At 68.9% G+C, this 11,529-nt stretch carries 11 protein-coding genes and 1 riboswitch; of the genes, 5 read left to right on the top strand and 6 right to left on the bottom strand.

Annotated features, from left to right (window positions below; genetic code table 11):
• The first annotated feature begins 9 nt into the window (after positions 1–9).
• The 4 genes from WBP48_RS18750 (at position 10) to WBP48_RS18765 (ending at position 3,261) form a co-directional block, all read left to right on the top strand.
• Positions 10–189 carry a GNAT family N-acetyltransferase gene (locus WBP48_RS18750; RefSeq protein ID WP_424442317.1) on the top strand — a complete coding sequence of 60 codons (180 nt, stop codon included), beginning with the start codon at positions 10–12 and terminating at the stop codon, positions 187–189.
• A 12-nt stretch (positions 190–201) separates the two neighbouring features.
• A riboswitch (TPP riboswitch) is annotated at positions 202–293 on the top strand.
• Positions 285–1,094, top strand: coding sequence for a hydroxyethylthiazole kinase (gene thiM / locus WBP48_RS18755; protein WP_424442319.1), 810 nt, complete (start codon positions 285–287; stop codon positions 1,092–1,094). It overlaps the preceding riboswitch by 9 nt.
• Entirely contained in the window at positions 1,091–1,738 is a 648-nt protein-coding gene (gene thiE / locus WBP48_RS18760) for a thiamine phosphate synthase (protein ID WP_424442321.1), read from the top strand. The genes thiM and thiE overlap by 4 nt, the downstream gene beginning before the upstream one ends.
• Before the next feature lie 26 nt (positions 1,739–1,764).
• On the top strand, positions 1,765–3,261 hold the full coding sequence (locus WBP48_RS18765) for a bifunctional hydroxymethylpyrimidine kinase/phosphomethylpyrimidine kinase (RefSeq protein WP_424442323.1): 1,497 nt from the start codon (positions 1,765–1,767) through the stop codon (positions 3,259–3,261).
• A 114-nt stretch (positions 3,262–3,375) separates the two neighbouring features.
• Here WBP48_RS18765 and WBP48_RS18770 read toward each other — a convergent pair whose 3' ends face one another.
• The 6 genes from WBP48_RS18770 to WBP48_RS18795 form a co-directional block, all read right to left on the bottom strand.
• Complete coding sequence (locus WBP48_RS18770) at positions 3,376–4,179, bottom strand: aminoglycoside N(3)-acetyltransferase (RefSeq protein ID WP_424442325.1); 804 nt, start codon at positions 4,177–4,179, stop codon at positions 3,376–3,378.
• 61 nt (positions 4,180–4,240) lie between these two features.
• Positions 4,241–5,101, bottom strand: coding sequence for a metallophosphoesterase (locus tag WBP48_RS18775; RefSeq protein WP_424442327.1), 861 nt, complete (start codon positions 5,099–5,101; stop codon positions 4,241–4,243).
• Positions 5,098–7,047 carry a putative nucleotidyltransferase substrate binding domain-containing protein gene (locus WBP48_RS18780; RefSeq protein ID WP_424442328.1) on the bottom strand — a complete coding sequence of 650 codons (1,950 nt, stop codon included), beginning with the start codon at positions 7,045–7,047 and terminating at the stop codon, positions 5,098–5,100. The genes WBP48_RS18775 and WBP48_RS18780 overlap by 4 nt, the downstream gene beginning before the upstream one ends.
• Complete coding sequence (locus tag WBP48_RS18785) at positions 6,995–7,864, bottom strand: glutamate ABC transporter substrate-binding protein (RefSeq protein ID WP_424442330.1); 870 nt, start codon at positions 7,862–7,864, stop codon at positions 6,995–6,997. The genes WBP48_RS18780 and WBP48_RS18785 overlap by 53 nt, the downstream gene beginning before the upstream one ends.
• Positions 7,865–7,890: 26 nt before the next feature.
• Positions 7,891–9,423: an amino acid permease gene (locus WBP48_RS18790; protein ID WP_424442331.1), complete on the bottom strand. Its 1,533-nt coding sequence runs from the start codon at positions 9,421–9,423 to the stop codon at positions 7,891–7,893.
• A 282-nt stretch (positions 9,424–9,705) separates the two neighbouring features.
• Positions 9,706–10,170 (bottom strand): MarR family winged helix-turn-helix transcriptional regulator, encoded by a 465-nt coding sequence (locus WBP48_RS18795; RefSeq protein ID WP_424442333.1) that lies wholly within the window; start codon positions 10,168–10,170, stop codon positions 9,706–9,708.
• 125 nt (positions 10,171–10,295) lie between these two features.
• Between WBP48_RS18795 and WBP48_RS18800 the strand changes: the two genes are divergently transcribed.
• Positions 10,296–11,495 (top strand): MFS transporter, encoded by a 1,200-nt coding sequence (locus WBP48_RS18800; RefSeq protein WP_424442334.1) that lies wholly within the window; start codon positions 10,296–10,298, stop codon positions 11,493–11,495.
• Positions 11,496–11,529 lie beyond the last annotated feature (34 nt).

Below are 11,529 nucleotides of genomic sequence, written 5' to 3' on the forward strand. Positions count from 1 at the left end.
AAAGCCCTGATGAAAAGCGTCGACCAGATCGCAGCGCGCTTCGCGGATCTCGGCGTGGACGTCAGAGAGGAGAACCCCGGCGCCGGCCCCTTCCACGCCGCGCTCGGACTCGCCGAGATCGGCCGCTCGGAATGGCTTGGCGAGGGGCAGCCGCACCCGATCCTGCACCTCCGGCGGCACGTCCGGTAGAGTGAAACCCACGCACGTGACACGGGGTGCCCTGCGGGGCTGAGATCACACCCGTCGAACCTGATCTAGTTCGTACTAGCGAAGGGATGTCGCGCATGACGCGCACGCCAGAACACCTGATCGAGTCCACCGTCTCGTTACTGAACGAGGTGCGCGACCACGCGCCGCTCGTGCAGTGCGTGACCAACGCCGTGGTGACGAACTTCACCGCCAACGTCCTGCTCGCCCTCGGCGCAGCCCCGGCGATGGTCGACATTCCCGGGGAGGCGGGTCCTTTCGCCGGGATCGCGTCGGGCGTGCTCATCAATCTCGGCACCCCGACCTCGGGACAGCGAGAAGCGATGCGGGAGGCGGCGCTCGCCGCCACGAACGACGGCACTCCGTGGGTGCTCGACCCCGTCGCGATCGGTGCTCTGCCGGTGCGGACGGCGCTCGCGGCAGAGCTGAAGACCGCGCGGCCGACGATCGTGCGAGGCAACGCCTCGGAGATCATCGCGTTCGACGGGGCCGGCGCTGGTGGACGCGGGGTGGATGCCACCGACGGCGTCGAGGATGCGGTGGACGCCGCCCGCCGAATCGCTGGCGTGACCGGGGGAGTGGTGGCGGTATCGGGGCCGGTCGATGTCGTGACCGACGGCGACCATGAGGCACGCCTCGGCAACGGGGACGTCCTGTTGACCCGAGTGACCGGCGGCGGGTGCGCGCTGGGCGCGGTGATGGCCGCGTTCGCGGGCGTGACCACGGACCGTTTCGCCGCGACGGTCGCTGCGGTCACGGTCTACAACGTCGCCGCCGAGGTGGCAACGGCTCGTGCTGTCGGGCCGGGGAGCTTCGCGGTCGCGTTCCTCGACGCACTCGCAGGCCTGGATGCCGACACCGTGCGGGCGCGGGCGGTGATCTCGTGACCGTCGATCTCTCCCTGTATCTCGTGACCGACTCCGGCGTTACCACGGCGGCGGGACACGACGTCGTCGACGTGGTGCGACGGGCGACGGCGCGCGGGGTGACGACGGTGCAGGTGCGGGAGAAGGACGCGACCGCGCGGACGTTCCTCGACACGGTGCTGTGGGTCGCGGGAGCGGTGCCGGACCACGTTGCGGTGCTCGTCAACGACCGGGTGGACGTGTTTCTCGCTGCGCGCGACGCGGGAGCGAAGGTAGCCGGCGTCCACGTCGGCCAGTCCGACCTGCCGCCCTCCGCGGTGCGGCGCCTCATCGGCGCGGACGCCGTGCTCGGGCTGAGCGCGTCGACGCCGCAGCAGCTGGCCGCAGCATCCGAGTCCGGGGTGGTCGACTACGTCGGCATCGGTGCGCTGCACGCGACGACGACCAAGCGGGATGCACCGTCACCGTTGGGGCACGACGGTTTCGCCCGGCTGGTCGCGATGAGTGCGCTGCCCGCAGTCGCGATCGGCGGAATCACCGTCACCGATCTGGGCGCGCTGCGGCGAGCTGGCGCTGCCGGCGCGGCGGTCGTCTCGGCCATCTGCGGTGCGGACGACCCGGGCCGGGCGGCAGCGGAGCTGCATGCCGCGTGGGACGCAGCATGAACGGTCGGCGACCGGTGGTGCCGCGCGTGCTGAGCATCGCAGGGACGGATCCGACCGGCGGGGCGGGCATCCAGGCGGATCTGAAGAGCATCGCGGCCAATGGCGGTTACGGTATGGCGGTGGTGACCGCGCTGGTGGCGCAGAACACGCACGGCGTGAGGTCGGTGCACGTGCCGCCGGTGGCTTTCCTAGCCGAGCAGCTGGATGCCGTCTCCGACGATGTCGAGATCGACGCGGTGAAGATCGGGATGCTCGCCACAGTCGACGTGATCGAGACGGTCACAGGCTGGCTCGACCGGGTGCGGCCGCCCGTGGTCGTGCTCGACCCGGTGATGGTCGCCACCAGCGGCGACCGGCTGCTCGACGCGGACGCGGAGCACGCTCTGCGCCGGCTGTTCTCCCACGCCGATCTGGTGACCCCGAACATCCCGGAACTGGCGATTCTCGCCGACACACCGGTCGCCGTCACCTGGGATGAGGTGCTCGCGCAGGCGGGCGAGGTCGCCCGGAACCGTGGGGTGCGGGTGCTCGCAAAGGGCGGACACCTCCCGGGCGCACACCTGCCCGATGCGCTCGTCGAAGCCGTCGACGGGACGGTCGCGGTGACGGAGTTCCCCGGCGTCCGGGTCGAGACGCGAAACACGCACGGAACGGGCTGCTCCCTGTCGTCGGCGCTCGCGACCCGCATCGCCGTGTCGGGGGACTGGGTCGCTGCGACGCAGGAGTCGAAGCAGTGGCTCACCGAGAGTATCCGTCACGGCGCCGAGCTCGCCGTCGGCACCGGCCATGGCCCGGTCAACCACTTCGCGGGGCTCTGGGCTCGCGGCGGCACGACGACCGCACCGACCCCGGCTGAGGTGGAGGCGGAGTGGTGGGCCAATATTGCCGGTATCCGCGCCGACATCGACACGCTGTCGTTCGTGCGCGGACTCGGCGAGGGCACCCTGGATCGCGGCGTGTTCCTGCGTTACCTCGCACAGGATGCCCTCTATCTGCGTGACTACGCTCGGGTGCTTGCCCATGCGTCACGCCTCGCCCCCACCTCCGCAGAGCAGGCGTTCTGGGCCGGGTGCGCGGAGGGCTCGATCACCGGCGAACGACAACTGCACGAGAGCTGGCTCACCGAGCCGGCCCTGCGGACCACGGAGCCCGATCCCGTGACGACCGCGTACCTGAATCACCTCCTCGCCACCGCTGCGCGCGGCGACTACCGCGTGCTCGTCGCCGCGCTGCTGCCCTGCTTCTGGATCTACCAGGACGTCGGCGAACGCCTGCAGCGGCTCTCACACCCGGAGCACCCCTACCGGTCCTGGCTCGACACCTACGCCGACCCCGCCTTCGCCGCATCCACCCGCACTGCCATCGACACTGTCACCCGACGTGCCGCAGCCTCCGACGCCACGACACGGAGCGCGATGTGGAACGCCTTCCGGCTGTCCTCGGAGCATGAGCACCACTTCTTCGCCGCACCAGATGTCGATGAAGGTGCGGCGGTCACCGGTCGATCACCCGATCACATATGAGATCACGACGGACCTCTCAGCCGATCGGCTCCTGAAGGTCGTAGATGAAGCGCGCCAGGAAGACCTGGAAGCTGTAGCACTCGGAGGTGCCGGCATCCGCGCCTCCATCTATGGCTATCTGTGGTTCGAGAACCACTGCGCCGCGTAGTCCACGAGTGCACGCGCGGGCAGCAGCATCGCGGTCGCCTCGCCGACCGGCCCGACCCGGACGAGCCCGGTGTCGGCGGCGAAAGCGTCGACGACGTCGACGAAATCGTCATCGTGCACGTCGAGTTCCTCGAACGGCACCCACTCGCGCCTGCCGTCGACCAGCATGGCGACGCCGCTGGGGGTGGTCCGCTTGCCGGGGTAGTCGGCGCGATGCTCGGCGAGGTGCAGGATCGTGGCCTTGGCCGCGGTCACACCGAGCAGCAGCACCTGGGCATCGAGCTCGACGAGCGCACCGAGCGGGGAGTGCTCGCCGGCCGGCGCGTCGAGGGGATGCCGCGACGTGATGCGGACCGCGTGAGGTCCCGCAGCCGTGATGGACCGCTGCGGGTGGCTGCTGCGGTGACTTCCGGGCAGGGTGCGGAACAGCTCCGCGACGGCTCCCATCGTCTGGGTAGGCGTCACGGCCGGGTCGTAGAGGGGCAGATTCTCGCGGATGACCGGCCACCACTGCTCGGGCGCCTCCTTCAGGACCGCGGGGTCGCACAGCTGCCACGACTGCGTCGGCATCACGAGAGTGCCCTCGTCGCCCACGGCGGCGCGAAGCGCTTCGAGCACCGCCTGCGCCCCGCCGACGACCCAGCCGAGAGATTTCAGCGACGTGTGCACCATCAGCGTCGAGCCGGGTCGGATGCCGAGGGCTCGCAAGTCGGTGGTGAGCCGTTGCGCGGTGACCGGGCCGGACGGAAAGGGCAGTTGTTCGGTGCTCATGAGTGGGGGCTTTCGTGGCGGAGCATGGGCTTCGACGCCGGACCCGGCGCTCGCCCGGGTGTCAGGTCGACGCCGCGCCACCGCATGTCGGGCCCGACAACTCGAACGAACGCCAGTCGTGACGCGCGATCGCATCATGGCAGGGGTCTACGCTAACCAGCCTACCGCCGGGGAGGGTCACCGCCACATGCTTCGCGGACTCGTCGAGGATGGCCAGGGAGCGGGCAGCGGGGTCCGCGTACCAGCTTCCGCTGTCCCAATCATAGATCGACGTGTGACCGTGCACCTGGCTGAACGGCAGCTCGTGATCGAGCCAGCTCGCCAGCAACTCGGTGCCAGCGGCCGCCCAGATCGGACCGGCCGACATCGACGGTCGCCGGTACCCCACGAGAACGCCCGGTCGGAACAGCACCCTCGGCTTCGTGCGCATCAGCGCGTTGATCGCATCGGCCGTGCCAACGGCGTCGGCAGGAGCGCCCAGGATCTCGCTCCAGAAGCCCCGCGTCACGCCGGCGTGGGTGACCACGAACCACTCGTCCGCACCGCGGATGGCGACGGCGGCGCGCATCGCGCCCTCGGACCACCAGCGCCGCAGGGTCGCCGCCGTGCGCGACGGCACGCGCTCGTCCCATGTGAACTGGCGTCGCCGCACGTAGTAGCCGTCGTGGTTGCCGACGAGCTGCACCCAGCGACCCGGCGTGTCACGCAGGTGCCGATCGACGAGCGCGACAACACCAGCCGAGTCGGGACCGCGGTGCACGAGATCGCCTACCTGCACGATCCGCAGGTCCGACGGGATGCGGCCTGCCCCGCCCTCGGGCACCCCGAGGCGGGCGAGCTCGGCGCGCAGGGCGTCGGCGTGCCCGCTGAGGTCGCCGATGACAGCGACCCGGCCGCCCGGTGGCACCTCCAGGACAGTCACCGCACGCGACCATCGCTCTCGCGCCGGTTCCAGTCGTCGATCTCGGTGAAACGCGACAGGTTCGCCATCCGCTTCTGCACGGTCGCGATCTCGCGGACGGCGCGCGTGATGATGCTCCGATCGATCACCGACAGCCGCGCGAGGTCGAGGTCGTCGGTGGGTCGCTGGCCCGCCTCGACCTGCCAGAGCTGGTGCCGCAACCGGATGCCCTGCAGCACCTCGAACACCTCGATGAGCGCCGCGGCCTGGCGTTCGGGCAGCATCGACGAACCCGCGGCGGCGCGCAGCCGATCGGCTGTCGGCAGCGCCGACGAGCCGACGCTCAGCGCCGCCCAGCGGGCCAGGTTCGTGATCGGCTGCAGGGCATAGTGCTTCACATCGAAGCGGTCCGCGCGGCCGGCGAGCACGTCGCGCAGCGACCGCAGCCGCGCCCGTTGCGCGAGCGACTCCTCCAGCAGCAGTCGCATCGTCGCGGGATGCCGACGCAGCCGCGTGAAGGCCCGATTGACGTCGGGGAGCCCGGGGTCGCCGTGGATCGGTCGCGCGTCGACCATGAGCGAGGCCATCATCGCCGCGTTGTCGCGAAGCGGGTCGGCCAGCCACGCCCGCGCGCTGGCCTTCCACGCTGCGCTGGTGCGGGAGAAGAGCTTGTGCGCCGCCGTCGCGCCGTACTGATCCGTGGTCAGCCCCGCCGCGGCCAGGCAGCCCGTCACCTCGTAGAACACCGCGCGATACGCGTCGATCTCCTTCTGCGAGATCTTGCCGTGGAAAGCGGCGGCGGAGTCGACATCCGAGCTCAGCGTCGCCTCCCGGCGACCGTTGCTGCCCAGCGACAGCCACGTGAAGGCGTCGAGGGTGAGCGGGCGGTGCCGTTCGAACACCAGCGTGAGCATCCGGCGGATCACCGCGTCGACCAGCGCCGAGTAGACGGTGAGCACACGCGAGGATGCCAGCCCGCCATCGAGCAGGTCGGCCAGCAGCGCCGGCATCCGCTGCGCCCGTACCTGCAGGTCGTCGACCGTACGCGCGCGCCGGATCTGCTCGTGGAGCCGCATGCCGGCCGTCACCGCGGAGTCGATGAAGTCCCTCGGGTCGATGACGCCGAAAAGCCGCTGATCGCGACTCATCACCAGTACGTACTCGGCGTCGCGGTCGAGCAGCAGGATGAGCGCCTCCGCCGCGGAGGCGCCGCACGTGACGCGCGGCAGGTCCGTCACGGTGGCCTCGGCCGCGGGTGTGTCCAGCGACAGCCCGCGGGCCAGCACCCGCTCGCGCAGCGTGCGATCGGTGACGATGCCCAGCCCGCCATCGGGAAGCGCGAGCGCGGCGAACCCCGCTCCGCCGCGCGTGGTCATCGCCGCCGCCACGTCGCGAACGCTGCTCGTCGCGGGAACCATGAGCGGCGTGGCCTCGACGAGCTCATCCACGGTCAGCTGGTGCGCCGAGCGTGAGAACTCGTCGACGAGCACCAGCGGCAGCGTCACCGGGCGGAGCACGCCGGCCACGGTCAGCGCTGTCTCCACTCGATCCGCGGGTACACGGAGCACCCGTGCAGGGCCTGCCGCGACCGCCAAGGGGCCGATCGCCTTGCCCGTCAGGCCCGCGTCGAGACCGAAGACCTCGCCCACGCCGATCCGCATGTCGGGCCCCGGCGTGTCGGCGGGGTCGTGGGCGCGATCGGCGTCAACCGACAACTCGACGACCCCCGCCAGCACGACGCACACGACGCGAGGAGTGTTCTTGAACGCGTCGAGGACGACATCCCCCGTCGCATACTCGGCGATCTGCGACGCGGCCGCGAGGTCCGCGATCGTCTCCTTCGGCAACAGGTCGAACGGCGGCGCTCCTGCGAGCGCCGCCGTCGACTCCGTCGTCTCGGCGATGGTCCTTGCCTCAATCGCCGGGCGACGGCGGGTCGGGAAGCTTGTAGCCGGATTCGCCCACATTGATCTTCAACGACGCCTCCCACGAGCCGTCGTCGATGTAGCTCTGCAGCGCCTGGTTGATGAGGTCGACCAGCTCGGGTGAGCCCTTGGGCACCGCAACGCCGTACGGCTCGTCCGAGAAGCCCTCGCCGATCACGCGCAGCACTCCGCGGTACTCCGGCAGTGCCGCGAATCCGGCGAGGATGACGTCATCCGTCGTCACCGCATCGACGTCGCCCGCCACGAGCCGCTCGACGCAGTCCGAGAACGTGTCGGGCTGCACGAGCGCGATGTCGCCGCGGTACTGGCCGAGGACGTTGTCCGCCGACGTGGTGTTGGCGGCAGCGCACAGTGTGCGCCCGTGCAGGCGGTCCGGCCCGGTGAGCTCCTCGTCGTTGCGGCGGATCAGGAGATCCTGGTGCGCGACGAAGTACGGACCGGCGAAGTCGACCCGCTCCGCGCGCTCGTCGGTGATCGTGTACGTCGACAGCACCATGTCGACCTCGCCGTCCTCGAGCAGGATCTCGCGGTCGACCGGGTCGGCCTTCACCCAGGTGACGTCATCCGGGGCGACGCCGAGTGCCTTAGCGATGTACAGGGCTGTGTCGACGTCGAACCCCTTCGGGTCGGTGCCGATGACCACGCCGCCCTCCTCCCCGGCCTCGGTGGCGACGCCGAGCCCTGGCTGGTCGAACGAGATGCCGATGCGCAGTTCGGTGAATTCGGTCGCGATCGGCGTCGGATCCCGGATCTCACCGGGACCGCCGCAGCCGGTCAGCAGACCGAGCGAAAGGATGCCGACGATCGAGCCGGCGAGTGTTGAATGCTTGGTACGCACGTCTGTTACTCCTTCCGGTTTCCGCGTCAGTGTCCCGGCGCGTCGTCGTCCGGGTCGGCCACGACGGCGTCGCCGTATCGGGGTCCCTCGTCCGTCCAGACCGACTCGATCCGACCGCCGGTGTTCTCGATGACCTTGGGTTTGACCAACTGCCAGCCGAGCAGCATGATACCGGTCAGCACGGGGACGCCGAAGACCACCACGAGGAAGTTGATCTTGTGCCAGAACTCCGGCGAGCTCTGCCATCCCGATATCGCGATACCGATGAGCACGAAGGCCAGGAAGCCGAGGCCGATGATCGAGGTCCACGGCGATCCTGGCGCCGGGAACGGTGTCGGTGGTACCACGCCCTTGTTGATGAGTTGTCGCAACCGGATCTGGCAGACGAAGATCGTCGCCCATGTGAAGACGATCATGATCGCGGTGGCCTCGATGGCGATCTCGAAGGCGTTCGGCACAAACGCGTTGAGCACGGCGCCGAGAGCCATGACCGCGGCTGTCATCACGATGCCCGCCCACGGGACCCCGGACTTGCTCATCTTCAGGGTGAACTGGGGCGCCTGCTTCGACATCCCGAGACTGCGCAGCACGCGGCCCGTGGAGTACATGCCGGCGTTAAGACTCGACATCGCCGCGACGATGAGGATCGCCTGGATGACGGCGGCCATCCACTCGATGCCCAACTTCTCGAACACGGTGACGAAGGGGCTGATACCGGGCTTGTACTCCGAGGTCGGAAGCATCGAGACCAGCAGCAGCAGCGAGCCGCAGTAGAACACCGCGATACGCAGGATGACCGCGTTGACGGCCTTCGGCACCTCGCGGGCGGGGTTCTGCATCTCGCCCGCCGCGACACCGACCATCTCGATGGCGGCGTAGGCGAACACAACGCCCGACATCACCAGCAGCGGTCCGTACCAGTTGTAGGGCGCCTCCGTTGGCCAGAACCCGCCCGGGTTGCTCCACAGGTTGTGGAAGCCAGCTTGGTGTCCACCGATGTCGAACTGACCCAGGACGACGACGAGTCCTACGACGAGGAAGACACCGATCGCCCCAACCTTGAGGATGGCGGCCCAGAACTCGAACTCGCCGAACGCCTTTGCCGACATCAGGTTCACGAGAAGCACGACGACGAGGCCGACCAGCACCGTGATCCAGGTGTCGAGATTGGGGAACCAGAACTGCATGTAAAGGCCGACCGCCGAAAGGTCCGCTATGCCGGTCAGTGCCCAGTTGATCCAATAGATCCACCCGGTGAAGAACGCCCACTTCTCGCCGAAGAACTCGCGCATATAGGAGACGAATGCGCCAGAGGTCGGCCGGTGCAGTACCAACTCGCCCAGCGCCCTCATCAGGAAGTAGGCGATCACGCCGACGAGTGCATAGCTGAGCACCAGGGCAGGACCGGTGCTCTGCAGACGGGATGCCGACCCCAGGAACAGTCCGGTTCCGATCGCCCCTCCGATCGCGATCATCTGGACGTGTCGACGACCAAGGCTCTTCTTGTAACCGACTTGCTCCGCATCCAAGGATGGGGGCAGATTCGTCGTTTGCGTCATGCTGCTGTTCCTCTCTGACACCGACTCACTCCGGGACCGGAGTGAATGGCAGCTCCGCCCGAGTGACTCGAAGTCCGAGTCGCCTGAATCCTGACAGTCGGCTGTGAGGAGCGCAATGACACTCAGCGGATTGTTCCCTCCCGGTAACAATCGGCGAATGGTACGGCGCCTACCCGCCGTACCCCGGGGCAATACGCGCGAACGGATGCCGACCGCACCGGCCATCTGGCCAGTCACTGACCCCGCACTTGACCGGTCCTCACCGTGCGCGATCGGTGGGCGCTACCCAACTCGATGGGTATCCGGGACGGTGATATCGTGCAGCGCATCGACGACGGGCGCCAGTTCGGGTCGTGTCGCCGCCTCGTCGAGCGCCGCCTCGAGGGCTTCGTCGTGAAGGGGGCGCGCGCGTTCGTAGAGGTCGCGGCCGGTCGCGGTGAGCTCGGTGTAGATTCCTCGGCGATCGTCCGCGCACAGCACCCGGGTGAGCAGACCGCGGTCCTCGAGCCGTGTGACGAGGCGCGTGGTCGCGCTCGGGCTGAGCGCAGTCGCGCGGGCGAGCTGCTGCATCCGCATGTGCCACCCGTCCTGACGATCGAGCGCGTCCAGCACCGTGTACTCGACAACCGAGAGACCGACCGTGTCGGCGAGGCGGCGCTCCAGTGCGGTCTCCAGCAGTCCGTGCAGGGCGGCGAGTGTTCGCCACCCCTGAGCACGGATCTCGACGGCGTCGTCGGCGATCCCCATTCAACACTCCTCGGGTTGGTCGGAATTAGTTGCTTGCGCTGTATAGTTGCGCGTGCAAGGATTGCTTACCGCGTGCAATATCCAGCGCGTGCAACTATCTCACTACTGTAACAGGAGTACTCCCCATGCCCCTAGGTCTGCTCGCGCTTGCTGTCGGCGCGTTCGGCATCGGCCTCACCGAGTTCGTCATCATGGGCCTGCTGCCCGAGGTCGCGGCGGACTTCGCCGTCTCGGAAGCTGTTGCCGGATGGCTGATCTCCGGCTACGCGCTCAGTGTCGTCGTCGGCGCGCTCGTGCTGACCGCGGCGACCATCCGCTTTCCGCGCAAGCCGTTGCTGCTGGCGCTACTGGTGCTGTTCATCATCGGAAACGTTCTCACCGCCGTCGCCGCCGAGTACAACGTCGCCATGCTCGGCCGCGTGATCGCCGCCCTCTGCCACGGCGCGTTCTTCGGCATCGGATCGGTCGTCGCTGCCAGCCTCGTTGCCCCCGCCAAGCGTGCCGCGGCGATCGCGATCATGTTCACCGGTCTGACCGCCGCCAACGTGTTCGGCGTCCCGTTCGGGACGTTCCTCGGCCAGCAGTTCGGCTGGCGTTCCACGTTCTGGGCGATCACCGGCATCGGCATCCTCGCGTTCATCGGCATCGCGACCCTCGTTCCCAAGCTCGCGCGTCCCGACCAGTCGGTCAGCCTTCGTAGCGAGCTCGCCGCGTTCCGTTCTGGCCAGGTCTGGCTCTCGCTCACCGTCACGGTCCTCGCCTACGGCGGCATGTTCGGCGCGTTCACCTACATCGCCTACACACTGACCCAGGTGAGCGGGTTCGCCTCCAGCGCCGTGCCGTGGCTGCTCGTGCTGTTCGGCGTTGGTCTGGTCATCGGAAACTGGCTCGGCGGACGATTCGCCGACCGGTCCGTCGACGGCACTCTGCTGATCTTCATCGCCGCCCTCGTCGTCGTGCTGGTGTTCTTCGCCGCGCTGGCGTCGTCGAGCGTCGCCACGATCCTCGCGCTGTTCCTGATGGGCGGCTTCGGTTTCGGCACGGTCCCCGGTCTGCAGAGCCGCATCATGACCTACGCGGGCACGGCGCCCACGCTCGCGTCGGGCGCGAACATCGGCGCGTTCAACGTGGGCAACGCCCTCGGCGCCTGGGCCGGTGGCGTCGGGATCGCGGCGGGCCTCGGCTACACCTCGCCGATCTGGATCGGCGCCGCCATCACGGTTGCGGCCCTCATCGTGATGGCCATCGCCGCGGCCACGGCGCGCTCCGCGCGTGCTGTCACTCCCTCGGATGCCGACCAGGCCGCCGTCATCGTCGAGGCTTGACGTCGTCGACGCTCGCCCCGGCGGAGGCTGGGCG

Origin of the sequence: Microbacterium sp., assembly GCF_049661145.1 — a bacterium.
Lineage (GTDB): Bacteria > Actinomycetota > Actinomycetes > Actinomycetales > Microbacteriaceae > Microbacterium.